The organism is Methylobacterium sp. BTF04 (genome assembly GCF_010692745.1).
GTDB lineage: Bacteria > Pseudomonadota > Alphaproteobacteria > Rhizobiales > Beijerinckiaceae > Methylobacterium.
In genome coordinates this window covers 67,187-90,956 of record NZ_JAAHTB010000014.1, presented here as the reverse complement: position 1 = coordinate 90,956, position 23,770 = coordinate 67,187, and the positions used below count along the sequence as shown (strand labels likewise).

At 65.4% G+C, this 23,770-nt stretch carries 26 protein-coding genes; 14 read left to right on the top strand and 12 right to left on the bottom strand.

Features of this window, described 5'->3' with window-relative positions:
- Positions 1–61: 61 nt before the first annotated feature.
- From flgH to flgF, 4 genes are read right to left on the bottom strand one after another with little or no spacing between them, the layout of a single operon-like run.
- Entirely contained in the window at positions 62–808 is a 747-nt protein-coding gene (flgH, locus tag G3T14_RS11155; protein ID WP_163642613.1) for a flagellar basal body L-ring protein FlgH, read from the bottom strand.
- Positions 809–851: 43 nt separating this feature from the next.
- Positions 852–1,907: a flagellar basal body P-ring formation chaperone FlgA gene (gene flgA, locus G3T14_RS11150; RefSeq protein ID WP_163642640.1), complete on the bottom strand. Its 1,056-nt coding sequence runs from the start codon at positions 1,905–1,907 to the stop codon at positions 852–854.
- Positions 1,908–1,935: 28 nt separating this feature from the next.
- Complete coding sequence (gene flgG / locus G3T14_RS11145) at positions 1,936–2,727, bottom strand: flagellar basal-body rod protein FlgG (protein WP_163642612.1); 792 nt, start codon at positions 2,725–2,727, stop codon at positions 1,936–1,938.
- A gap of 12 nt (positions 2,728–2,739) precedes the next feature.
- Positions 2,740–3,480 (bottom strand): flagellar basal-body rod protein FlgF, encoded by a 741-nt coding sequence (gene flgF / locus G3T14_RS11140; RefSeq protein ID WP_163642611.1) that lies wholly within the window; start codon positions 3,478–3,480, stop codon positions 2,740–2,742.
- A gap of 273 nt (positions 3,481–3,753) precedes the next feature.
- On the opposite strand from flgF, the gene fliL reads away from it, so the two are divergent.
- The 6 genes from fliL to G3T14_RS11110 all read left to right on the top strand — a co-directional run bounded on the left by fliL (position 3,754) and on the right by G3T14_RS11110 (position 8,170).
- Positions 3,754–4,257 (top strand): flagellar basal body-associated protein FliL, encoded by a 504-nt coding sequence (gene fliL, locus G3T14_RS11135; RefSeq protein ID WP_163642610.1) that lies wholly within the window; start codon positions 3,754–3,756, stop codon positions 4,255–4,257.
- A gap of 68 nt (positions 4,258–4,325) precedes the next feature.
- On the top strand, positions 4,326–5,540 hold the full coding sequence (fliM, locus tag G3T14_RS11130) for a flagellar motor switch protein FliM (protein ID WP_163642609.1): 1,215 nt from the start codon (positions 4,326–4,328) through the stop codon (positions 5,538–5,540).
- A gap of 10 nt (positions 5,541–5,550) precedes the next feature.
- Positions 5,551–6,132, top strand: coding sequence for a DUF6468 domain-containing protein (locus G3T14_RS11125; RefSeq protein WP_204262793.1), 582 nt, complete (start codon positions 5,551–5,553; stop codon positions 6,130–6,132).
- Positions 6,129–6,932: a hypothetical protein gene (locus G3T14_RS11120; protein WP_163642608.1), complete on the top strand. Its 804-nt coding sequence runs from the start codon at positions 6,129–6,131 to the stop codon at positions 6,930–6,932. Before G3T14_RS11125 ends, G3T14_RS11120 begins: the two co-directional genes overlap by 4 nt.
- 115 nt (positions 6,933–7,047) lie before the next feature.
- Positions 7,048–7,713 (top strand): invasion associated locus B family protein, encoded by a 666-nt coding sequence (locus tag G3T14_RS11115; RefSeq protein WP_163642607.1) that lies wholly within the window; start codon positions 7,048–7,050, stop codon positions 7,711–7,713.
- 55 nt (positions 7,714–7,768) lie between these two features.
- Entirely contained in the window at positions 7,769–8,170 is a 402-nt protein-coding gene (locus G3T14_RS11110; protein WP_163642606.1) for a hypothetical protein, read from the top strand.
- 12 nt (positions 8,171–8,182) lie between these two features.
- Here the strand turns inward: G3T14_RS11110 and G3T14_RS11105 are convergent, their stop codons facing one another.
- Positions 8,183–8,464 (bottom strand): hypothetical protein, encoded by a 282-nt coding sequence (locus G3T14_RS11105; RefSeq protein ID WP_204262792.1) that lies wholly within the window; start codon positions 8,462–8,464, stop codon positions 8,183–8,185.
- Between the two features lie 223 nt (positions 8,465–8,687).
- On the opposite strand from G3T14_RS11105, the gene G3T14_RS24710 reads away from it, so the two are divergent.
- From G3T14_RS24710 to G3T14_RS11095, 3 genes are all read left to right on the top strand, one after another.
- The gene (locus G3T14_RS24710; protein ID WP_204262791.1) at positions 8,688–8,861 is read left to right on the top strand and encodes a hypothetical protein; all 174 of its coding nucleotides are present in this window, start codon (positions 8,688–8,690) and stop codon (positions 8,859–8,861) included.
- Positions 8,862–8,944: 83 nt separating this feature from the next.
- Positions 8,945–9,412 (top strand): low molecular weight protein-tyrosine-phosphatase, encoded by a 468-nt coding sequence (locus G3T14_RS11100; RefSeq protein WP_163642604.1) that lies wholly within the window; start codon positions 8,945–8,947, stop codon positions 9,410–9,412.
- Positions 9,413–9,595: 183 nt separating this feature from the next.
- The gene (locus G3T14_RS11095) at positions 9,596–10,165 is read left to right on the top strand and encodes a peptidase S14 (protein WP_163642603.1); all 570 of its coding nucleotides are present in this window, start codon (positions 9,596–9,598) and stop codon (positions 10,163–10,165) included.
- Positions 10,166–10,193: 28 nt separating this feature from the next.
- On the opposite strand, the gene G3T14_RS11090 is transcribed toward G3T14_RS11095, so the two are convergent.
- Positions 10,194–10,928, bottom strand: a complete 735-nt coding sequence (locus tag G3T14_RS11090) for a hypothetical protein (protein WP_163642602.1) — start codon at positions 10,926–10,928, stop codon at positions 10,194–10,196.
- On the bottom strand, positions 10,925–11,131 hold the full coding sequence (locus G3T14_RS11085) for a hypothetical protein (RefSeq protein ID WP_163642601.1): 207 nt from the start codon (positions 11,129–11,131) through the stop codon (positions 10,925–10,927). Before G3T14_RS11085 ends, G3T14_RS11090 begins: the two co-directional genes overlap by 4 nt.
- Before the next feature lie 318 nt (positions 11,132–11,449).
- On the opposite strand from G3T14_RS11085, the gene G3T14_RS11080 reads away from it, so the two are divergent.
- Positions 11,450–12,331, top strand: coding sequence for a glycosyltransferase family 2 protein (locus tag G3T14_RS11080; protein WP_163642600.1), 882 nt, complete (start codon positions 11,450–11,452; stop codon positions 12,329–12,331).
- A 17-nt stretch (positions 12,332–12,348) separates the two neighbouring features.
- On the opposite strand, the gene G3T14_RS11075 is transcribed toward G3T14_RS11080, so the two are convergent.
- Positions 12,349–13,041 (bottom strand): GntR family transcriptional regulator, encoded by a 693-nt coding sequence (locus G3T14_RS11075; RefSeq protein ID WP_163642638.1) that lies wholly within the window; start codon positions 13,039–13,041, stop codon positions 12,349–12,351.
- A 683-nt stretch (positions 13,042–13,724) separates the two neighbouring features.
- On the opposite strand from G3T14_RS11075, the gene oxc reads away from it, so the two are divergent.
- On the top strand, positions 13,725–15,470 hold the full coding sequence (gene oxc / locus G3T14_RS11070; protein ID WP_163642599.1) for an oxalyl-CoA decarboxylase: 1,746 nt from the start codon (positions 13,725–13,727) through the stop codon (positions 15,468–15,470).
- A 125-nt stretch (positions 15,471–15,595) separates the two neighbouring features.
- Positions 15,596–16,870: a formyl-CoA transferase gene (gene frc / locus G3T14_RS11065; RefSeq protein WP_163642598.1), complete on the top strand. Its 1,275-nt coding sequence runs from the start codon at positions 15,596–15,598 to the stop codon at positions 16,868–16,870.
- A gap of 127 nt (positions 16,871–16,997) precedes the next feature.
- Here the strand turns inward: frc and G3T14_RS24705 are convergent, their stop codons facing one another.
- The 4 genes from G3T14_RS24705 to G3T14_RS11050 form a co-directional block, all read right to left on the bottom strand.
- Entirely contained in the window at positions 16,998–17,159 is a 162-nt protein-coding gene (locus G3T14_RS24705; RefSeq protein ID WP_204262790.1) for a hypothetical protein, read from the bottom strand.
- Between the two features lie 146 nt (positions 17,160–17,305).
- Positions 17,306–19,132 (bottom strand): zeta toxin family protein, encoded by a 1,827-nt coding sequence (locus G3T14_RS11060; protein WP_246733220.1) that lies wholly within the window; start codon positions 19,130–19,132, stop codon positions 17,306–17,308.
- Between the two features lie 53 nt (positions 19,133–19,185).
- Positions 19,186–19,467, bottom strand: a complete 282-nt coding sequence (locus G3T14_RS11055) for a hypothetical protein (RefSeq protein WP_163642597.1) — start codon at positions 19,465–19,467, stop codon at positions 19,186–19,188.
- Positions 19,468–19,858: 391 nt separating this feature from the next.
- Positions 19,859–20,335: a CBS domain-containing protein gene (locus G3T14_RS11050; RefSeq protein WP_246733218.1), complete on the bottom strand. Its 477-nt coding sequence runs from the start codon at positions 20,333–20,335 to the stop codon at positions 19,859–19,861.
- Between the two features lie 660 nt (positions 20,336–20,995).
- Between G3T14_RS11050 and oxlT the strand changes: the two genes are divergently transcribed.
- Positions 20,996–22,312 carry an oxalate/formate MFS antiporter gene (oxlT, locus tag G3T14_RS11045; RefSeq protein ID WP_163642596.1) on the top strand — a complete coding sequence of 439 codons (1,317 nt, stop codon included), beginning with the start codon at positions 20,996–20,998 and terminating at the stop codon, positions 22,310–22,312.
- A gap of 882 nt (positions 22,313–23,194) precedes the next feature.
- The gene (locus G3T14_RS11040; RefSeq protein ID WP_163642595.1) at positions 23,195–23,713 is read left to right on the top strand and encodes a sigma-70 family RNA polymerase sigma factor; all 519 of its coding nucleotides are present in this window, start codon (positions 23,195–23,197) and stop codon (positions 23,711–23,713) included.
- Positions 23,714–23,770 lie beyond the last annotated feature (57 nt).

The window sequence follows — 23,770 nt, the reverse complement described above, 5'->3', positions numbered from 1 at the left end:
GATCGGAGAATCGGGCCGGAAGCACTATCCGGCCCGATTCGCTAAGGCTCTTCCGAAACCTTCAGAACGGCAGCAGCACGTCGACGAGTTGCTGGCCGTAGCGCGGCTGCTGGACGTCGGAAATCTGGCCGCGGCCGCCATAGGCGATGCGCGCCTGCGCGATCTTGGTCGATTCGATGGTGTTGTCGGACTCGATGTCCTCGGGCCGTACCACGCCGGCGACCACGAGTTCGCGCACCTCGAAGTTGATGCGAATCTCCTGCTTGCCCTCCACCACAAGATTTCCGTTGGGCAGGATCTGCGTGACGATGGCGGCGATGTTGGTGGTGACGGTCTCGTTGCGTTGAACCGAGCCGGCGCCGTCGCTCGAGTTCGTCGACGTCGCATTGAGGAGCTTATCCGGCGAGATGCCGGCGGCCGCCACGGCGGCGGCCTTTTCGAGACCGAAGGCGTTGGGCAGCCCGAAGCCTTCTGCGTTGGAGCGCGAGCGCTTGGTCTCGTTGTTGAGGTTGGCCTTGTCGGTGACGTTGACCTTCACGGTGACGAGGTCGCCGATCCGGGCCGCGCGCTGGTCCTTGAAGAACGCCCGCGAGCCGGTCCGCCACAGGGAATTCGGCGCATAGGACACCGGCTGGATGTCGGGCATCGGCAGGCGCACCGGCTTGTAGCCGGCCTGGGCGGTGGGATCCTCGATCGCCGACAGCGCCGGCGTCGCGCCGATCTGCGACAGGCGATCGACGGTGTTGCACGCGGGCAGACCCGCGCACAGCAGGGCGACGGTGAGGGCGGAGCGGACGCGAAGGGTCATCGGAACCGTGCCGTTGGCATTCGGGAAAAGCGGATGGGTCGGATCAGGGCCGGAGCGCCGGACCGTCGAGAGCGGCATTGGCCTGTCGCATCACCGCGTTCGGCGGCGGCCCCACCGAGACGCGGCCGGCACCGATCACGGTGGCGGGGATGATCTTCTTGGAGACCGGATTGGTGACGGTGATCGTCGCGCCCAGGCGTCCGCCCTCGTTGGCCTGTCCTCGCAGGGACAGGTTGAGGCCGGGCGAATCGAACACGATGGTGACCGCCTCGCCGCGGGCGACGAGATCGGGGGGGGCGAGGTCGCCCGCCCGCAAGACCGCGCCGGCGCTCAACGAACGCTGAGCGACCTGACCCGCGAGGCCGCCCTGGCCGGCCTGCGCGTCCACCGGGGACGCCTCCTTGGGCCTGCGCTCGATGGTGATGTCGGCCGCATTGATGGCCTCGCCGCGGTTGAGCGCGCGGCCGAGCACCACCACTTCGCGGATTTCCATCACCTGACCGGAGACGCGCAGGGAGGCCTGGCGCTCGCCCAGGGTGATGAGAGCGGCCACCCGGCGGGAGCGCGGATCGTAGCTGAGGTCGAGGGCGGTGGCCTGACCGGCGAGGTCGACGGGGGCGAGCAGCACCGGCGCTTCGCCGTCGATCCGGATCGCGAGGTTGCGCGGATCGAGGCCATAGGCGGATTCCAGGGCACGCTTGAGGGCCGCTTCGATCTCCGGCTGCACCACCCGGCGGGCGGCGCGCTGCACCGCGACCTGGATGCGCCCGCCGGTCTCGATCTCACCGAGCCCCAGCGCCGCCACCGCATCGGCGATGCGCCGGGCCTGGATCGTCCCTGTGGCGCCGAGGCCCGGCGCCCGGAACATCGGGCGCGCGGCGACCTCGGTGGACGCGCCCTCGACGAGGTCGCCGAGGGTCAGCACATCGCCGCGGGCGGTCACGTCGCCGCGCAGGCGCATTGGACCGCCCTCTGCCAGCACCGAGACCGTCATGACGCTGAGCGCGGTCAGGGCGAACAAGGCGCGCCCGACGATGCCGAGGCTCAGCGTGGCGACGCGCGGCCGGGGCGTGTAGGTGATCTGTCTCAGGGCTTGCATGGTCATGGCTACGATCTCTCGCCTTCGATCAACCGCGGAACATCTGCGAGGTGGTGGACAGCATCTGGTCGGCTGCGGTGACGACCTTGGAGTTCATCTCGTAGGCGCGCTGCGCGGCGATCAGCGACGAGATCTCGGTGACGGCGTTGACGTTGGCTTCTTCGAGATAGCTCTGCTGCAGGTTGCCGAAGCCCTCGGCTCCCGGCAGCCCGCTGATGGCGGGACCGGACGCCGCGGTCTCGATGAACAAGTTGTCGCCGATGGATTCGAGGCCGACCTTGTTGACGAAGCGCGAGAGCTGGAACTGACCGAGCGCCTGCGGCGCGGTCTGGCCCGGGACGGTGGCCTGCACCGCGCCCTGCGCGCTGATCGTCACCGAGGTGGCGTTGTTGGGCACCGTGATGCCCGGATCGATGAGGTAGCCATCGCGGGTGACGAGCTGGCCCTGGGCGGAGAGGTCGAACGAACCGTCGCGTGAGTAAGCGGTGCGTCCGTCCGGCATCGTCACGCGGAACAGGCCCTCGCCGCGGATGGCGACGTCGTAGTCCTTCTCCGTCGAGGTCAGCGTGCCCTGCGACATGATCCGCGCGGTCGAGGTCGTCTTCACGCCCGAACCGATGGCGAGGCCCGCCGGGAGCTGCGTGTTCTGGTCGGAAGTGGAGGAGCCGGCCCGGCGCAGGTTCTGGTAGAGCAGATCCTGGAAGTGGGCCTGCTGGCGCTTGTAGCCAGTGGTCCGAAGGTTGGCGATGTTGTTCGAGATGACCTGGACGTTGAGTTCCTGGGCCGCCATGCCGGTGGCGGCAGCGTAGAGCGCGCGCATCGCTGGAAATCCTTATGCGACGTCGGCGAGGCGGCGGATCGCCGTGCCCCGCAGGTCGTCGAGGCGCGAGATCACGCCAGAGACCATGGTGTAGGTGCGGTTCACGTCCATCAGGCGGGTCATCTCGACCACCGGCTTGACGTTGGAGCGTTCGAGCGCCCCCGATTCCACGCGGCCGAGAAGTCCGGCCGGTGTCGGCGCTGCGGTGGAGGCGTAGAGGTTGGCACCCTCGTTCGTCAGGGCTTGCGGGTTGGCGAAGGTGACGAGCCGTACCCGACCGCGGATGCCGAGATTGGTCGAGACGGTGCCGTCCGGGCCTATCGCGGTACCGGTCTCCTGAGGGCCGATCTGGATCGGACCGCCATCGCCCTGCACCGGATAGCCGTCACTGGTCACCAATGTGCCCTGCGCGTCGGTCTCGAAGGCGCCGTTGCGGGTGTAGCGATCGCCCGATGGGGTGCGGACGACGAGGAAGGCCTCGCCGCGCACTGCCACGTGCAACGGGTTGCCAGTCTGCTCGATCGGCCCTTGAGCCAGGTCGAGGGCGGTGCCCTGGTCGATGACGTAGGACACGCGCCGGTCCGGCTTCTGGAAGGATTCGGCGCTCGCCACCGGCATCAGGTATTCCTGGAACCGGGCGTTGCGCGCCTTGAAGCCGTTGGTGGAGACGTTGGCCATGTTGTTGGCGATGACGTCCAGTTCGCGCTGAAGCGCGACCTGGCTCGAAACCCCCACGAACAATGCGTTCTGCATGACACTGACCCAGTCTCGACGAGCGGCGACGAAGAGACTGTCCGCACGGGCCGTGCCAGTTAAGAATAATCGAATTTTTCTCGCCAATAGAACGACTTAGGACTATCGTATGAGTTGCCGGGTCCATGCCAATGGTGTCCGCGCGGCAAGTCCGGCCCGGCAGTTTTTGCCGCCTTAACGACACGTTAACCGTAACCGCCCGATACCGGTCGATGCGGCCATCGCCACGAGCACAGGGCCGCGCAGCGACGACCTCCGGGGGCTTTTCAGACGATGGCCAAGAAGCCCAAGAAAGTAGCCGTCGAGGGCGAAGAAGGCGAAGCCCCGGCGGGCGGAAAGAAGAAGCTCATCATCATCATCATCGGCGCCGTGGCGGTACTGCTGCTCGGTGGCGGCGGGTTCTTCCTGATGAAGAAGAAGTCCGGCGACGGACACGACGAGACCGCCAAGGTCGAGATGAAGAAGCCGATCGTCTTCCTCGACGTGCGCGAGATGATGATCAACCTCGCTGCCGAGCCGGGCTCGGACAAGGGGCGATTCGCCAAGATCAAGCTCGCCATCGAACTCAAGGACGCCAAGGTCGAGGAGGAGGTGAAGCCCCTGATGCCGCGCATCGAGGACACCTTCCAGGTCTACCTGCGCGAATTGCGCGCGAGCGACCTCACCGGATCAGCGGGCATCTACCGCCTGCGCGAGGAATTGCTGCGGCGGGTCAACCTCGCGATCCATCCGGCCCGCGCCGAGGCGGTGCTCTTCAAGGACGTGATCGTCCAGTAGCCACCGCGCTGTTCCCGTAAGCCTCCCGAGCCGCCCCTTCAGCCCGCCGCCGAGTTTTCGAGACGATCATGGCCGGACCCGACGAAATCGAAGAGGACGACTGGGCCGCCGCTCTCATCGCGCAGAATGAGGAGGGCGGCGAATCCTCGCTCGCCGACGAGTGGGGCGCGGCTCTGGCCGAGCAGGGCACCACCACCCATGCCAGCGACGTCGCCGCCGAATGGGCGACGATGATCGAGGACGGGGAGACCGACAACCTCCCCGAGCTCGCCGGCAACGACCGCATCCTCAACCAGGACGAGATCGACGGCGTCCTCGGCTTCTCCCTGCGCGAGCTGTCGGCCTCGGGCGCAGGCGGCGTCCGCGCCATCGTCGATTCGGGCGTCGTCCAGTACGAACGCCTGCCGATGCTGGAAATCGTCTTCGACCGGATGATCCGGTTGTTGTCGACGAGCCTGCGCAACTTCTTCCAGGACAACGTCGAGGTGACCCTCGACAACATCACCTCGGTCCGGTTCGGCGACTACCTCAACGCGATTCCCCTGCCGACCCTGCTCGGCGTGTTCCGCGCCGACGCCTGGGAGAATTCCGGCCTCGTCACGGTGGAATCGAATCTCGCCTATTCGACCATGGACCTGCTGCTCGGCGGCAAGCGCGGCGGTACCTCGACCCGCCTCGATGGGCGGCCGTTCACCACCATCGAGATGCAGCTCGTGCGGCGTCTCGTGGAAATCATCCTCGCGGACCTCGAACTGTCGTTCCAGCCGCTCTCGCCGGTGCGCTTCGCCATCGACCGGATCGAGACCAACCCGCGCTTCGCCACCATCACCCGCCCGGCCAATGCGGCGATCCTGATCAGCCTCAAGCTCGACATGGACGGCCGCGGCGGCCTTCTCCAGATCCTGTTCCCCTACGCCACCATCGAGCCGATCCGTGAACTGCTCATGCAGAGCTTCATGGGCGAGAAGCTCGGCCGCGATCATACCTGGGAGAGCCATCTCGCCACCGAGATCTGGCAGGCGGAATCGTCCATGGAGGCGGTGCTGCACGAGATGATGCTGCCGCTCAAGAAGGTACTGTCGCTGAAGGTCGGCGACACCCTGATGTTCGACACCAAGCCCTCCGACCTGATCAACGTCCGCTGCGGCGACTGGGCCCTGACCCAGGGGCGGATCGGCCGGATCGACGACAACATCGCGGTGCAGCTCACCCGGCCCCTGCGCCGGTCGCGCACCACGCTCCAGGCCTTCGAGGCCTCCATGAACAACCGCAACGACGGGTGACGCGACGATCATGAGCCTCCTGGTCACGCTTGCCGCCGACATCCTCGTCGCCATCCTCCTGGTGGCCACCATCGTCTCGTCGGTGCGTCTGAGCCGGCGCATCGTGAAGCTGAAGGCCGACGAGACCGCCCTGCGCCAGACCATTGGCGACCTCGTGATGGCGAGTTCCACCGCCGAACGGGCGATCGCCGGCCTGCGCGCCACCCTCGACGAGTGCGACCGGACGCTGGCCGACCGCCTCGGCACCGCGGAGCGCTATGCGGCCGATCTCTCCGCCCATGTCGAGGCCGGTGAATCGGTGATCGCGCGGATCTCGGCCATCGTGTCCCAGGCCGCCCCCGGCCGCGCGGTGTCGCGGACCATGACGCAAGCTCCCGCCTCCCCTGCGCCCGAGCGCCGCGCCGCGCCTGCCTTGGTCGACCCCGCGATCGTGGTGCCGCAGTTCCGGCCCCAATCCACCTCCGCGGGCTCCGGCAGTTCCAGCCCGGCCGCCGCCGTGAGCCCGAACGGCGAGCGCCTCGGCGTCGCCGCCGCTGCCGCCCTCGCCATGTCCGAGCGTGCCCTCGGCCGCCTGCGCAGCAAAGCCGCATGAAGAAGCCCGGCCGCCTCGTCCGGTACCGGGAGCCACGCCCGTTCAGGCTGCGCCTGATCGATGCGGTGACGCTCGCGGCGGCGGCCCTGCTCGTGCTCAAGCTCTCGGCGATCGCGATGGAGGAATCCGGCCCGGTGCCGGGCGCGCCGCTGCCGGATTTCGCCCGCGTGCTCGCCAAGGCCCGCAGCGGCTACGAGCCCGCCGACCCCGCCACCACTGGTTCGGTGACGCCCAAGGAGGCGGAGAAGCCCGCCGCGGCGTCCGAGCCCGAGCAGGCGGCGATGCGCGCGCCCCCGCCGCCCGAGGCGATGCCGGCCTCGGAGCGCGCGATCCTGGAGCGTCTGTCGGCCCGGCGTGAAACCCTGAAGCAGCGCAGCGATGCCCTCGACCTGCGCGAGCAGCTTCTCGGCTCGGCGGAACGCAAGCTCGAGGAGGGGGTCGACACCCTCAAGCAGGGCGAGGGTAAGGCCGAGGGCGGAGCGGGCTCGCGCGCCGAGCTCGAGAAGACCGGCCTCAAGAACATCGTCACCATGTACGAGACGATGAAGCCGAAGGACGCCGCCCGCGTCTTCGACCGCCTGTCCCTCGAGGTGCTGGTGCCGATCGTCCTCGTCATGAATCCGCGCAAGATGGCGGAGGTTCTCGCGCTGATGCAGTCGGAGCCAGCCGAGAAGCTCACCGTCGCGCTCGCCAACCGCGCCCGCGGCCAGAATCAGCCGCCGGGCCCGGCCGTAGTCGGTCTCGGCCCCAACGAGCTTCAGGCCATCGATCCCGGTGGAAAGATCGAGCCGCGCCGCTGAGCGCCCCCGGTTCGGCACATTCCCCCGCCGGACTTGCCGGTCTTTCCATTGCGTCGCTCGGTTTGCGAGACTACGGGGCAACCAACCCTTGCGTTGGAAGCCCCGGAGCCGCTGCTTGTCACCGACTAGATTTGCCCGTCCGCTCGTCGCACTCGCGTTCCTCGCCTGCGCGTCCGCTCCGGCCTTCGCGCAGGAAGACACCGCGTCCGAGCCTGCGCCCGCCGCTGAGCCGGCGCCCAAGCCGCGCCAGCGCAAACCGCCGCCGCCGAAGCCGGCCGCTCCGGCCAAACCCGCACCAGCGAGTGCCGCCGCGGCGCCGGCCAACCCGGTGACCGGTTGGCCGCCGGGCGCGACTTCGGTGAGCGAGACCTATGGCACCTGGACCGTCACCTGCACCCGCGAGGACAACAAGTCCGAGTGCACCCTGCTTCAGTCGCAGGGAACCAAGGGTCGGCGCGAATTCGCCATCGAAATCCGGAGCCCGGCCGACGGTCGCGCGCAGGGGCTGATCCTGATGCCGCTCGGCTTCAATCTCGAACCCGGCGTGTCGTTCAAGCTCGACGAGGCGGTGATGGGCAAGGGCGCGCCGTTCCTGTCCTGCACCATCGACGGCTGCCTCGTGCCCGTCAGCCTGCCGACGCTCGCCACCGATACGATGAAGACTGCGCAGAACCTGACGATCTCGGCGATGAAGCCCGACGCCAAGGAGCCCAGCGTGATCACGGTGCCGCTCGCGGGCTTCGGCGCGGCACTGGTCCGGGCGGGGCTTCTCTCCAATTGAGAGGCGCCACACCCTGACGCGACAACGACAAGAAATTAGAGCGAGGAACACGACCATGCCCAAGCAGGCCCTGGCGGCGATGCTGCTGCTCGCCGCGATGACCCTCCCTGTCGGCGCGCAGTCCGGCCCCGATGGTGGACCGCCTCCGCCGGCCCCCGAGAACCCGCCGCCGGAGACCAAGGCCGACCGCCAGAAGAACAGCGCCGCCAAGCTCGCGGGCCTGCTGTTCTTCGTGCAAAACGCCTGCCCCGAGGTGAAGCCGGATTACGAGCGGTTCAAGACCGTCGTCGCCGGCCTCGGCGTCGCGCTCGACGATCTCTCCAAGGGCGATCTGCTGCTGCGCTCGCGGGCCTATACCGAGATCTACACCAAGGACACGCCCGCCAGCTGTGCCCGCGCGGTGGCGAATTTCGGCGAGACCGGGACCACGATTCCCGGGCTGGTGGTCAAGCGCTGAGGGGCGGGCGACTCACGGCTTTGGCGCATTGCACCGATAAGGCCGCCCATCATCGGCCGGGATGTAGCTGACTTTCCCGCCGGAGGTGCGGCACGCCGCCCCGAAATCGTCCATCGCCCATTTCTCGGCCAACGCCAGGCTGAGGGGTACGAGGGTCACCAGCAGCAGGAACCCGGCCGACAGGCCGAGAATCCAGCCATTGCCCTTCGGTGGCGCGCGCCGGACCGGCCATTCCGGCGCCATCGGTGCGAGGAAGGCCAGGGTGGTGAGTCCGAGATAGTCGGCCATGCCCATGGCTCGCTCCCATCGTGTGGCGGTCCGGGATTGGGCGCACAAAACGGCCCAGACCCGGCAAGGTGGCACCCCTCCCGCCGCCGGCAAGGGAAATCGCCCCTCGACGGCCGGGGCGCGTCCATACGAAGCGGCAGGGGCCGTCGCCGGATACGCGGCGCAGCTAGGCCCGCTCGCCTTCGCCGGACGGCGCCATATCTACCGCTGTCTGCAGCAGGAGCATCCGATGTCAGGCAAGACCAACCGGGAGATGGACGAAGGCAAGGCGGCCAAGATCGCCGGCCAGTCCGATTCGACGAACCCGTATCCGGCCGGTTCCCAGCACAGCGCGGATTGGCTCGAAGGCTACACCTATGACGAGGTCGAGCTGAACGTCGATCGGGACGAACGCGACGCTTGACGATTTCGGCGGGCGACCGGTCGACGACGACCGCGCATCGGGGCTCGGACGCCCAGTCCGAGTCCGACCGACGAGGACGACGCATGCCCGATAGCGGCCCCAGGATCCTGTTCGTCTGCCTCGGCAACATCTGCCGCTCGCCGTTGGCGGAGGCCGCGTTCACACGCGAGGCGGCGAAGGCCGGCCTCGCTGTCGCGGTGGACTCGGCCGGAACCGGCGCCTGGCACGTCGGCAATCCACCCGACCGGCGGGCGCAGGCGGTGGCCAGCCGCAACGGCGTCGACATCTCCGGTTATCGCGCTCGGCAGGTCGACCCGACGGATTTTCGACGCTTCAGCCATATCGTCGCCCTCGACCGCGACAACCTCGCGACCTTGGAGCGATTACGGCCGCCGGGTGGCGCCGAACTGTCGCTTCTGCTCGACCATGCGGCGGGACGGTCCGGCGAGGCGGTCGCCGACCCCTATTATGGCGGCGATGCGGATTTCGACACGACCTGGGCCGATGTGACCGCCGGCGCCCGCGGCCTCGTGGCGGCCCTCAAGGGCTGAACGATCGCGGCGCACGGTCTGCTCACGGCGTAAGGCACGCTGCGCCCCCTCCCCGATCCGGTATCCTCAAAAATCCGGGACGCCAGGGGAGCTTTGGCCGCGATGGTGCATTCCTGCGGCATGCCTGCCTCAGAGGCCCACCGTCGATCGCTCCGGCCGGAACCGGGGCGCCAGGAGACCGTTATGGACACCACCCGCCTGACACCGCCCGCATTCACCGCTCCGGCGATTCTGATGTCCGGCACGGTCGACTATGACATGTACAAGAGCTTTCGACGCCAGCTCGATCAGGCCTCGCAGAACGATCTGGTGGTGGTCGAGCTCTCGACCCTCGGCGGCGACCCCGAAGTCGCGCGCATGATGGGCGAGGACATTCGCTTCAACAGCGAAATGGCGCCGGAACGCCGCTTCGTCTTCCTGGGCAAGGCCGCGATCTATTCCGCCGGCACCACCTTCATGAGCTTTTTCGCCCGCGGCAATCGCTATCTGACCCGGGGTACCCGGCTGATGATCCACGAGCGCAAGATGAACAAGGAGCTCAAGCTCAGCGGACCGCTGACCACCTGCATCGCCACCGTGAAGGCGGCGCTGCACGAGCTCGAATGCTCCATCGAGATTCAGAACGAGGGCTTTGCCAACCTCCTCGTCGGCTCGCGCGTGACGATGGACGAAGTCCTCCGGCGCGCACCCGAGAACTGGTACATCGAGGCGGACGAAGCCCAGACCCTGGGCTTGATCGAAGCGGTGCTCTGAAGGCGCGGGCTGCGAGCCCGCCCCGGGCTCAGGCTTCGACATCCGGGATCAGGCCCTGTCGGAGGCGGGCCCTTTCCCCCGCTTCCTCACCGCACTTCTCCACGTGGACGATGCGGTTCACGACCTGAAGGTTGGGCGCGCCCCAGAATCCGAGAAGCATCGGCCACGGATCGCCGCGATGCTCGCGCCAGACCCGGTAGAGCGGCACGCGGTGATCCACCTCGGCGGTCTTGAACAGGCGCTTGCCGGAGGCGGAGCAGCGATGGCGCTGATGGGCTTTGAGCACCTTCACCTGATCGCTCGGCGCCACCCAGAACTTCCAGGCGGTGACGCAGGCCGAATGCCAGGCGGCATTCTTGTTCGGGACGCCGGCGCCCCATAGGTCCGTGTGCCAGCCGAAGCGGAAGACCGGCTGGCCGCAGATGCAGCAATGGCCGCGGCCGCGGGTATGCGCCGGCTCCCGGTAGGGGGACGGCGGCATGCGGAACGTGGCGGCGAGCCCGGAGCCCTTCTCGGCGCCGAGCCGCCAGGTCCATCCCTCCGGCTCGCCCGATCGGGCCGCAAGCGCCCGCGCCAGACGATCCGCCCGCAGGATATGGGCGCGCCAATAGCTCTCGACCGCGAGGCGCGGCGTCGGTGGGATCAGCGGACGCGAGAGCGCGTGATGCAGGACCTGCCCCGGGAAGATCGCCGGCAGGGCGCGCTCCAGGCGGGCGCGCGACCGGGCGTTGCGCGTCTCGCGCCATTCCGATCCGCTGGTCACTGATGGGCGAGGTCGCTGACGGGCGCGATCACCGGTGCCGGCTTGCCCGCGACCGCGTCGGACAACAGGTTCAGACGCCGGGCGAGGTCCTGCACCTCGTTGAGGGCGATGGATTTCTCGCCATTCTTGACGGCCCGGGTGATGTCGCTCAGCTGCAGCTTGGCGATGCGCATCAGTTCGGCGGCAAGCTGGTCTCGTGTCATCGGGAGCATCTCGGTTTGCCAGGATCGTGCCGGTCCAGACCTAGCCTCGCAATGGTTACCGAGTGGTTGGCCGGGAGACGGCCCCGGCCCGTGCGGCGACGCTTATCGCGCTTCATCGTCTTGGGCCGAGGGAGCTTGCCCCGGCGCCCGGACTATCGCCGGGGCGACCATTCCCATCCGGTCATGCGGCGAGCATTTCATGCTCAACCGTTGGACCGCGTCGCCAAACCACCCGCCGGATGATAGCCGTGGCGCCGGGCTTCGGGCATTCCGCGCCGATACCACACGTTGACGTGCCGATAGGGTGATGCGGTGACGATGATCTGTGTCGGTCTCACCCTGTTCCGTTCGACGCCCGAGCAGATCACCCGGATCGTCGCGCTCTCTGCCGCGTCAGACTATCCGGTGATCGCGTTCGACAACGGCGGGGTCCCGCCAGACGCCATCGCGGACTTGACGCGGAACGGCGTCGCGGTGTTGTCCGCCGCAGGCAATCTCGGCATCGCCGCCGCCCTCAACGCCCTGGCCGAGGCCGCGATCACGCGCGGTGCCACCGCCCTGCTGCTGCTGGATCAGGATGCGCAGGCTGGCGTGTCGATGATCCGCGATCTCGAGGCCGCCGCCATACGGCTGCGCGATCAAACACCACCCATGGCCGTCGTCGGCCCACGGCCGAGCCAGATCGAGCCGGACGCCAAGGCGCCGCGCTACTCCCGCCGGGCCGCCATCCAAGCCGTCGGCGACCTCGTTCCGGTGGATTTCCTGGCCACATCCGGTTCGCTGATCGACTTGGCCGCGTTCCAGCAGATCGGCCCGTTCCGGGTCGATTACTTCATCGACGCCGTCGAGCTCGAATGGTGCTTCCGGGCCTGGGCCGCCGGCTATGGCTGCTGGATGACGCAGGACGTCACCATCGGGCACCGGGTCGGGGCCGGAATCATCCGGGCTCCGCGCCTCGGCATCGCGATGCCGCGTCAACCGCTGTTCCGGATGGCGACCTACTTGCGCAACTCGGTCTATGGCTGGCGCCTCGGGCATATCCCGCTGCGCTGGAAGCTGCGCCAAGCCGTGTATCTTCCGGTCCAGATCGCCCTGTACTGGCGCGATGCCGGCTATCGTCCCGCTATTCTGTCGCGCCTCGTGCGCGCGGTATTCGATGGGCTCGCCGGTCGGCTCGGCCGTCCGTCCGACGCTCCCTGATCGACGGTGTCCGACCGTCAGTCGAGGTAGTCGCCGTATTTCTCCACGTGGCTCGCGAGACCGAGGCCGTGGTCGCGCACCAGGCGCTCGGCGAGGAGTGCGTCCCGCGCCTCGAGGGCCTTGATGATCTGCACGTGCTCCTTGATCGAGTTCGCGGCGCGATCACCCTGCCGGAGCGCGGTGTTCCGGATACCCCTGACATGCATCAGCAGGTTGCTGGTGATGTCCTTGATCACGTCGCACTGACCGAGCGAAATGATCTTCTGGTGGAAGCGGATATTCGCCTCGGAATACTCGTCGAGGTGATCGGATGGACGGCCCTCGTAGAATTCGGGAAAATGCTCGCGCAGGCAGTGGAGTTGCTCGTCGGTGGCGCGCTCGCAGGCGAGGCGGGCGGCCATGCTTTCCAGTGCCGACCAGGCCTGGATCATGCTGACGATCTCCTGCTTCGTCTTCTTGATGACGAAGACTCCGCGGCGCGCCTCGAAGCGGACGAACCCTTCCTGCTCCAGCACCGTGAGTGCCTCGCGCACCGGCGTGCGGCTGACGCCGAGATTCAAGGATAATTTTCTTTCGTCGAGACGGACTTCCTCGCGCTGGCTGTAGATATTCATATTGGTAATTGCTTCTTTGAGCGCATCATAGGCAAGCGCCCGCAAGCTCGAAGTCGCGGCAATAGGCTTTACTTGAAATGTATCAGACTTGACCATCATCGCACCTGGACAAATTTAAAGAGGGTACCCGACGCCGAGTACGCATATTCTGGACCATGCCAAATTTGACATTGAGATACAAGGAATTGCGTAGATCAAGATCACGTTAAGTCTCTGTGTCGCTGTCCACAGCAATCCGGCAGATCCGCTGATCGATGATCCGTCGCCCGATCCTGCCGATCCCGAACCACAGATGCCCGGTCCGATTGCCGGTGTCCCGGTCGAAGGCGTCGGACGCGCGGATCCACGGACGCCCTGGATGTTTGACACCTGGTATTTGGTATGCCAACATTCTTGAACAGAGAAGAGACCGCACGCGCATTGCCGCCATGCAATGTTCGACACGCAATGCGGCCTTCTCTTAAAGATTTTGAAGCATCGAGCGCAAGTCGTTTCGATGATGACGGCGCAGACGAGCCAGCTGCGCCGAGACTTGGGAGACGTTCTATGGATCGAACCGTAGATTCCGCATTAGTTCGGCCCAAGTCGCCCGTCGTCGCGACGTAGGTCTGCGGCCGCATCGGGCCGTAATTGCGTAAAACTACCCCGTCCGCGACGGCATTGAAGGCAAAAGCCTCCGCCCTCCGGAAGATCGCGAATGACTTGGGCAGCCCAGAGCCGCCCACTCAGGTCCGCCAACGCCACAACAATAAAACAAGACTATCACAGGAGGAAATGACATGTCCGCATCGGCACAGCGTATCGTCGACGAGTCCGCCGAGATCGGTAACGAGCCCGAACTGACCGATGGCTTCCATCTCGTCATCGAGGCGCTCAAGCTCAACGACATCCACACGATCTACGGCGTACCCGGCATTCCGATCACCGATCTCGGCCGGATCGCGCAGGCCGAGGGCATGCGCGTCATCTCGTTCCGTCACGAGCAGCATGCGGGCAACGCCGCCGCCATCGCCGGCTACCTCACGAAGAAGCCCGGCATCTGCCTTACCGTCTCGGCGCCCGGCTTCCTCAACGGCCTCACCTCCCTCGCCAACGCCACCACCAACTGCTTCCCGATGATCCTGATCTCGGGCTCGTCCGAGCGCGAGATCGTCGATCTGCAGCAGGGCGACTACGAGGAGATGGATCAGCTCGCCATTGCCAAGCCCCTGTGCAAGGCGGCTTTCCGCGTGCTGCACGCCGCCGATATCGGCATCGCCGTGGCGCGGGCGATTCGCGCCGCCGTGTCGGGCCGCCCGGGCGGCGTCTATCTCGATCTCCCCGCCAAGCTGTTCTCGCAGGTGATGGATGCGCAGGCCGGCACCGCGTCGCTGGTCAAGGTCATCGACGCCGCTCCGGCGCAGTTGCCCGCCCCCTCGGCCATCACCCGCGCGCTCGATGTGCTGAAGAGCGCCAAGCGTCCCCTGATCGTGCTCGGCAAGGGCGCGGCCTACGCGCAGGCCGACGACGCCATCCGTGAACTGGTCGAGACCAGCGGGATTCCCTACGTGCCGATGAGCATGGCCAAGGGCCTGCTTCCCGATACGCATCCCCAATCGGCCGGCGCCGCGCGCTCGCTGGCGCTGAAGGATGCCGACGTCGTCCTGCTGATCGGCGCCCGCCTCAACTGGCTCCTGTCGCACGGCAAGGGCAAGACCTGGGGTGCCCCCGGCTCGAAGAAGTTCATCCAGATCGACATCGAGCCGAAGGAGATGGACTCGAACGTCGAGATCGTCGCCCCCGTCGTCGGCGATATCGGCTCCTGCGTCGATGCTCTGCTGGCCGGCATGGGCGAAGGCTGGGCGGTTCCTCCGACTGCCTGGACCGATGCGATCAGTGCCAAGCGGGAGGAGAACCTCTCCAAGATGGCGTCGAAGCTGCGCAAGAATTCCGCGCCGATGGACTTCCACGGGGCCCTCGGCGCGCTCAAGACCATCATCAAGGAGCGCCCCGACGCGATCCTGGTGAACGAGGGCGCCAACACCCTCGATCTCGCCCGCGGCATCATCGACATGTATCAGCCGCGCAAGCGCCTGGATGTCGGCACCTGGGGCATCATGGGCATCGGCATGGGCTTTGCCGTCGCCGCCGCCGTCGAGACCGGCAAGCCGGTGCTGGCGGTGGAAGGCGACAGCGCCTTCGGCTTCTCCGGAATGGAGGTCGAGACGATCTGCCGGTACAACCTGCCGGTCTGCATCGTGGTCTTCAACAACAACGGCATCTACCGCGGCACCGACATCGATCCCACCGGGCGCGATCCCGCCACCACCGTGTTCGTCCAGGATTCGCGTTACGACAAGATGATGGAGGCCTTCGGTGGCGTCGGCGTCAACGTGACGACGCCGGACGAACTCTCCCAGGCCGTGAACGCCGCCATGGATTCCGGCCGTCCGACGCTGATTAACGCGGTCATCGATCCGAAGGCCGGCACCGAGAGCGGCAATATCGGCAGCCTCAATCCGCAGAGCATCGTCCGCAAGAAGTAACGCCGCGTCCCTGACACCTCCCCTCTCCCTTTATGGAGAGGGGAGGTGTCCTTCTCTCGCAGGCGATCGGTGGAGGGTTCGACGGCACCGCTTTGCCTCTTCCTCCCCAATGAACGGGTGAGCCCATGAAAGCCCTCGAAGGCGTCAAGATCCTCGACTTCACCCATGTCCAGTCCGGTCCGACCTGCACGCAGTTGCTGGCCTGGTTCGGAGCGGATGTGATCAAGGTCGAGCGCCCCGGCGCCGGCGATGCGACGCGCGAGCAGCTTCAGGATATCCCTGACGTCGACAGCCTCTATTTCACGATGCTGAACCACAACAAGCGCTCGATCACCCTCGACACCAAGAACCCGAAGGGCATCGAGGTGCTCTGGCGACTGGTGGCCGAATGCGACGTCCTCGTCGAGAATTTCGCCCCCGGCGCGCTCACTCGGATGGGATTGACCTGGGAGGCGATCCACGCGGCCAATCCACGGATGATCCTGGCCTCGGTCAAGGGCTTCGGCCCCGGCGCCTATGCGGATTGCAAGGTCTACGAGAACGTCGCCCAATGCGTCGGCGGCGCGGCCTCGACCACCGGGTTTCGCACCGGCACGCCCATGGTGACCGGCGCCCAGATCGGCGATTCCGGCACGGGCCTTCACCTGGCATTGGGGATCGTCACCGCCCTCTATCAGCGGACCCATTCGGGCCTGGGACAGCGGGTGGACTGCGCCATGCAGGACAGCGTGCTCAATCTCTGCCGGGTGAAGCTGCGCGATCAGCAACGGCTCGAGCGCGGGCCGCTCCAGGAATACAGCCAGTTCGGCGAGGGGATTGCGTTCGGCGACGCGGTTCCGCGCGCGGGCAACGATTCCGGCGGCGGCCAGCCAGGCCGGATTCTCAAGTGCAAGGGCTGGGAGACTGACCCGAACGCGTACATCTACTTCATCACCCAAGGGCCGGTCTGGGAGAAGATCTGCGACGTCATCGGCGAGCCGACTTGGAAGACGCATCCGGACTACGCCACGGCGAAGGCCCGGCTGCCGCACCTCAACGAGATCTTCACCCGCATCGAAGCCTGGACGATGTCGAAGACCAAGTTCGAGGCCATGGACATCCTCAACGGGCTCCACATCCCGTGCGGCCCGATCCTCTCCATGAAGGAGATCGCCGAGGATCAAGCCCTGCGCAAGGCCGGGACAGTGGTCGAGGTCGATCATCCGACGCGGGGCAAGTACCTCACCGTCGGCAATCCCATCAAGCTCTCGGCGAGTGCCACCGACGTGACCCGCTCTCCGCTGCTCGGGGAGCATACGGACGAAATCCTGCGCGACGTCCTCGGCTATTCCGAGACCGAGCGTCTGAACATTTCCGAATCGGGTGCCATCGGCGCGATCCGGAAGATAGCCGCCGCGTAGCGATCCCGCGGACCGGGTCCGGTCCTGCAAGCTCGATCTTTTTTCTCTCCTCCCACCTTGCGCGGTGTCGACTCCCCGTCGATGCCGCGCACTTTTGTGTCAGGAGAGACGCGATCAGGGCCGGAGCTTAGGCGATGCCGGTGAAGCGGCCGGCCGAGCGATCGACGAAATCCAGGCTCTCGGTAGCCGGACGATCGGTGCTGGTGGAGAGCCAATCAGCGACGCGGACCACCAGGAGAACCTGGAGGACGATCAAGCTGGCGACCGAAACGAAGATGGATGCGAACATGGTGTGGCCCCTCATGGCGTGTTGCATCGTCTCTATGCCATGCTGCACTGCACCTTGGTATATCACATCCCATTGCCCTGGTATGCCACCAATGCATATCTCGCGGAGGATCGGGACTCAGGCGGCGCTGCACGCATCGCCAAGGATTAGGCGGGCGCACCCTCTCCCCAGGATCCCAGGGTCTGTGCCTCGGCAGGGCGGAGACTCTCGTTCGAATCCGGAACGGTCGGTGTGGTCCCACGGATGCCCATCGCGATCAGCGCGGCGCCGATATCCGGCTCCACCTGTGCGAGCCCAAGCGTTGCAGGGTCGAGACTGGTCAGGTGCCCCCGATCGAACCGGGCATAGACGCGTCCGGTGGCATGGTCGGCAAACCGAACCGTCGTCATGCGACGCAGGCAGGCCCGCAGGAAATCCATGTTGGCCTCCGGGAGCGTCGACGCGGTATCGGCGTAGACCTGCTCGGGCGTGTGGGCGTTGATGTCGATCTTGCGGTAGCGATCGATATCGAACACGAACTTCAGATCGAGGATATTCATCACGCCGTTGATGCCGAAGGCGATCGTTCGCGGCCGTTGGCCTTCCGGCACGCTGTTGTCCAGAAACTCGAAATGGACATCCTTGTCGGTGCGCAGGACCCAGGTGAAGAACAGCCGCGGCATGCCGGTATAAGCTTCGACATTGTGCGCGAGCAGGTCCTCCACCGCCTTGTAGCGGCCGAACTGTTCGCCGCGTTTCCACGCGCGCTCCACCGTGGCATCCGGCGGCGTGATCATGAACTGCATGTAGACCCGGTGGCCGAACCGGGTCAGCAAATGGCTTCCGGTCGCCGCACCGGGATCGACGGCGAAGCTGTCGAATCGAAACCGATCGATGAGGAGGTGCGAGATGCGGCCCTCGCTGGCCTTCTGCGCCATGTGCCGATCGAGCTTCCGGTCGACGATCTCGATCTCGTGGCCGGTGAGCGTGCCGGCATAGCGGCGCGCCGGCCCGAGGCTGTCGTAATCGAGCAGGAACTTGCGCCAGACGTCCGGGGTGATCAGCGCGAAATCCGACCAGTCCAGCCCGATCTCGCCGACGAGATCACGTTGATACGGCCGGATCGTACTCTTGCCCGAGGCCGAGGACCCCTTGACGTTCATCACCACGGGATGGGTCTGGCCCGGGAGACTGCGAAAGCCCTCGCGCGCGACGACCTCCCGGAACCACGGTTCGATCAAAGCGCCGATGCGGCTGCTGCCATACTGGTTCGAGACCAGGGTGCCAGCCAGCGAGGCGAGCAGAGCCTCGTCCCGGATCAAAAATCCCCTGCGACCGAGCATCGCCGAGACGACGGACGTCAGCGCCGCGCAGCATGCCATCGCCAAGGCGTCGCCGGATTCCGTCGCACTGTGCTGCCACGCTTCGAGATGGTGCAGCGCGTGTGCCTCGGGCTCGGCGCACGCCGTCGACCGTACGGCCGGTGCCGATGCGCCCAACAGTGACCGCCAGGTCCAGGGCCGGTCGGGCATCGCGGGTAAAGGCCCGCTCAGCATCTCCGCTATCGCGCGCGCAAGGAGCGCGGCGGCCTCGTTGCGCGTCCGGTCGAGTAACGCCGCGATCTCATCCTGGTGCGCCGCAATGCCATCCCGCAGGATGGTCGCGACGATGGCGCGAAAGTTGACCCCGAGATCACCGTAAGTCTGCCCGACAGGAACCGACAGGTCCGCCATCACGCGGATCAGGACCTCGTGGATGACGAGACGCTCGGGGCGGAACCGCACGAGTTGGGTCAGCGGCAGGCCGCAGACATCGCTCATTTCGCGCGCATCGGCGATGCGCGTCTCCACGTTCTCGTCTCGAAACACAGTCGCCAGGGGTAGGAAGGCCCGCGGAAGGTTCGATTCGATCCCGGGGTTCCAGGGGCCGAGTCCTGCGGCGGACGAGATGTCGGGTGCGACCACCACCGCTTGCGGGGAGACCAGGGCACTCATGGGAGACTGGCCCGGCGCCTGTTCTGAAGTTGACGTTGTCGTTGCCGCCCGCGTTATGCCCCGACGGATTCGTCGATGGCATCGAGCCGAAGCTGGTAACGGTCGCCCCAGAGAACGCCGGCCTTCTCATACCAATCGGCGTTGAAGAACAGCAGGCTGCTGACCTGATCTTCCCAGATGCACACCACGATGATGCGGGCGTCGACGACCTTGACGTGTCGGCTGACGAGCCCGCGTGCGATGCCGACGGACGGACACATGTCGATGCTGGTCATCGAATAGGTGTTTTCGCCGCTGAAAATCACCGGGCATTCAAGAATTGCGAGATGGCGCATCGGACCGTATTCCCTCTTATTCGCAACGGCTGAACAATCTTAGATTACAACCAATCGCCGAAATTTGCGCAGAGATTGTACGGGTTCAGACGCAAGCCATGGCATGCACTCGCTCTCAACAGCGCGTAACGCCTTTAACCTTTTCGAATTTTGTGTGCAAAAATCGGGGGCGTCAACGCGATGCTGGAAATAAACTGAAATCTTGCACGAACTGTCATTCTTTGTGCAGTGCAATACTAAATGAGTTTGTGGAGCGCATTGAAACATGAAAGTTCCGAAACGATGTCGCCACGTCCGCTGGATAGAACAGTGATCGGCGCTTTACGGGAACGGCGGCGATGACAGGGTCTCTGCCCCGAGCCACGCCGCAAGACCCTCTCACAAGACCCTCTCAGACGACCGACCTACCCATCGGCACATCGGTGACGCAATCCCAGATGCTCTGGACGGACTTCAAGGCGAAGCCGTCCATGATCGCGATATGATCGGTCTTGTGCGTACAGAATTGCTTGAGCCGGCTTTCTGGTGACTGGCTGACATCCATCGAGATGAAATCGTTTTTGGCGAGCATCCAGACGAGCCCGTCGAGTACTTCGAGACCGCCATCGGCCATCGCCCGAAAGACATCGCGCTCGGTGACGATCCCGATGATGATGCCATCGGCCTCGCGGTCACCGTCGATGATGACCAGAGCGTCGACGTCCGGGCGGGAGAGAAGGCGAACCGCATCCCGCACCGGCCGATTCATGCGGATGTATTGCACGCGTGAGGCATCGCTGCCGATCTTTTGGCTGGCTCCCACGACGTTTGTCCTCCCACCGACGGCGTCTTGGTCGGGATCATTGGTATGCAAAATACCCGCTGTCAATTGGAATCGATGAAATATCGTGCTGAATACGAGCGGTCTCGGCCCATCCACAGCAGATTATCGGACCGCTTCAGACGCAGATAGGATCGGCGGTTGGCCATATCGGTCAAAAGCAAGACGAACCTAAATAGCAAGCATTATCAGCGTCTTGATCATACCACGGCTCGCCTCCAAGCGGGCGGGACGCCTCCGCGGTTTACGACGGTCGCGAGCGTCAGCACGTCTACGCGGACAGTCCGGCAAGAACCGGTTGAATTATTACGCCGCCGCGCAGTGCGTAGGCTGCCTACGTCAGGGGGCGTGCCTGGGATGGAGGGGTCGGCGATGCGACGAGCCGGCATGATTCCCAAGCCAGCCTCCGTCTCGACTGGGCGCCCGACGTCAACCTGTGAATCCGCTTCGGCGTATTTGAGTTGTGCGCGTCTTTATTTCGTAATCGGTGGCGACATTCATACTTCTCAAGGAGAATCCCTAAGGCCGCAAGTTATGCTGCAGCGCGACATCGAATGTTGGCACCTTTCCTCTTGACGTGCGCGAATGCACAAGAGAGGCTGGTATTCCAAATACCAGTTTAACGCCGACGCCATCGGCGGACACGCACAATGCGTCGACACCTCGATTGCGGCAGTCGCTTTTACGTATAATAGAGGGAGGACAGTGATGACCAGGGAACAACCCGTAGAAGTACAGCGAGTCGGGGACGGCTATCGCTGGATGCAGTTGGTCATCGGCGTCATCTGCATGGTGATGATCGCCAACCTGCAGTATGGCTGGACATTCTTCGTCCCAGATATTCAAAAGAAGTTTGGCTTCGACCGCGCAGCGATCCAATGGGCATTCACGCTGTTCGTGCTGTTCGAGACCTGGCTGGTTCCGATCGAGGGCTGGTTCGTCGACAAGTACGGCCCGCGCGTGGTCGTGCTGTTCGGCGGCGTGCTGTGCGCGGTCGGCTGGGTCATCAACTCCTACGCCACCACCCTCAACATGTTCTATCTCGGCCAGGTCGTCGCCGGTATCGGCGCGGGTGCGGTCTACGGCACCTGTGTCGGCAGCGCACTCAAGTGGTTCCCGGACAAGCGCGGCCTCGCCGCCGGCATCATCGCCGCCGGATTCGGCGCGGGCTCGGCCCTCACCGTCGCTCCGATCCAGTGGATGATCGCCGACCACGGCTTCCAGGCGGCCTTCTTCAACTTCGGCATCGGTCAGGGCCTCGTCGTCGCCGCCCTCGCCTTCTTCTTCACCTCGCCGAAAAAGGGTCAGGTCCCGGAGGCCGCCGTCAACACCAACGTCATCCAGTCGCGGCGCAACTACACGCCGGGTGAAGTCGCGCGCCAGCCGATCTTCTGGCTGATGTACTTCATGTTCGTCATCGTCGGCGCCGGCGGCCTGATGATCACCGCCAATCTCAAGCCCATCGCCGCCGATATCGGCGTCGACAAGGTACCGGTCACGATCATGGGAATCACCATGGTGGCGATCACCTTCGCGGCGACCATCGACCGTGTGCTCAACGGCCTGACCCGTCCGTTCTTCGGCTGGGTCTCGGACAAGATCGGCCGTGAGAACACCATGTTCATCGCCTTCGCGATGGAAGGCTTCGGCATCTACATGCTCTACCTCTGGGGTCATGACCCGCTGTGGTTCGTGCTGCTCTCCGGGTTCGTGTTCTTTGCCTGGGGCGAGATCTACTCCCTGTTCCCCTCGACCTGCACCGACACCTTCGGCACCAAGTTCGCTGCCACCAATGCCGGCCTGCTCTACACGGCCAAGGGCACGGCAGCGCTCCTCGTCCCGGTGGCGAACTACTTGCAGCAGAGCTCGGGAAGCTGGGACGGCGTGTTCCTGATGGCGGCCGGTGCCAACATCCTGGCCTCGATCCTGGCCATCGCGGTGCTCAAGCCCTGGCGTAAGCGGGTCGTCGCCAACGCGCTCGCGGCCTCCGATACGCCCACCCGCCCGCAGGTCGTGGTCGCCTGAAACGACAGAGCGGACATCTCGTAAGTCACGACAGGAAGGCCCGGGCGGACACGCCCGGGCTTTCTCGCTTCTTCGGTCTCGCTGCGCACCCCTCCTCGAGACCGGACATCATCGGGCTGCCCTGACTGATCGGAGCGAGAAAGCCGCGGATGGAATGCCATCGGCGCTCCCCGCTGCGAGCCGCGTCCGGCCTCGTCGCAAAAATCGATCGGGTTCTGGCGCAGACGATCCCAGCGCAGCAATCAGGGCGATGCCGCCATCCTGCGCAAGACGTAATCCGCTCGCCCTGGCGATCGCTCCCGCAAGGCGAGCCGCAATGGCTCTCACGCGCGGCCGATGCGCCAGACCACGCCCGGAGCCCACAAAACCGCCGAAAGACGGCGCTCCCGGTTGCTGGTGGCGTTCATCCGAATCGAAGGCCGCGGCCGACCGATCCGAGCCCCAGCCGCACCCACAACAATGAAGACTTAACGATCGCGCGCCCAAAAGATGGGGCGTCTTGCGAAGTTCATTCCCCCGGCGCTCGGGCGGGCGACGGAATCGGCACGCTCGATCCCTACCCAACTAAATTTTAGTGTGCATCGATCGCGATCGATTGTTAGGGTCGGCGCGAAACGTCCCTATGCTAATAACCGGATGGTCGGCAGCGCCGTATGACAGTGTGGCATCCGGATCACCGAGCTTAGTAAAATACCGTCGAATCTAGAGCGCAACAGGTGGTCGGCTCGCGTGGCACGAAGCGTGCAATACAAATCTACGGTCCTATAGCGGCTTGATTAAGTTGTGCACAATAGGCTGCAAAGGCCAGTGCAACTGTAAAACTAGTGACGGCACAAAGCCGCCCGTTCTGCGGGAATCGGCGGCAAGGAGGGAGTTTGGGGGATGGGTACGGTGCCGTTTCTACAAAACACCGCTATCATGGATAGCATGTTCAGGCAGCACAACGGCTGGCTGACGAAGTGGCTGAACAAGCAGCGCTGGACCGTGGCACCGGCCGAGGACATCGCGTCCGACGTGTTCCTGACCCTCCTCCAGATGCCCGCGATCGCCTCGGTGCGGGAACCCCGCGCCATGATGACGACGATCGCGCGCCGGCTCGTCTTCGATGCCCGGCGACGCAACGACCTTCAGCGTGCCTACGAGGCCGAGCTGGCGCTGATGCCCGAGGCGATCGAGATATCGGCCGAGGAGCGCCTCATCGTGGTGCAAGCCCTGAAGGCGATCGATACGATGTTGACCACGCTGTCCATCAAGGCTCGAACGGCGTTCATCCTGAGCCAGGTGGATGGTTTGCCCTACGCGGCCATCGCCGCGGAGCTCAATGTCTCGGTGAGTATGGTGCGGAAATACGTTGCCCAGGGCTTTCGGGCTGCCTATCTCGCAAGTGCAGTTTCGGAGTAAGTGTCTCTCTCGAACCGCCGACTGTTCCGTGATAGTCAATACGGGACCGTATTGTGG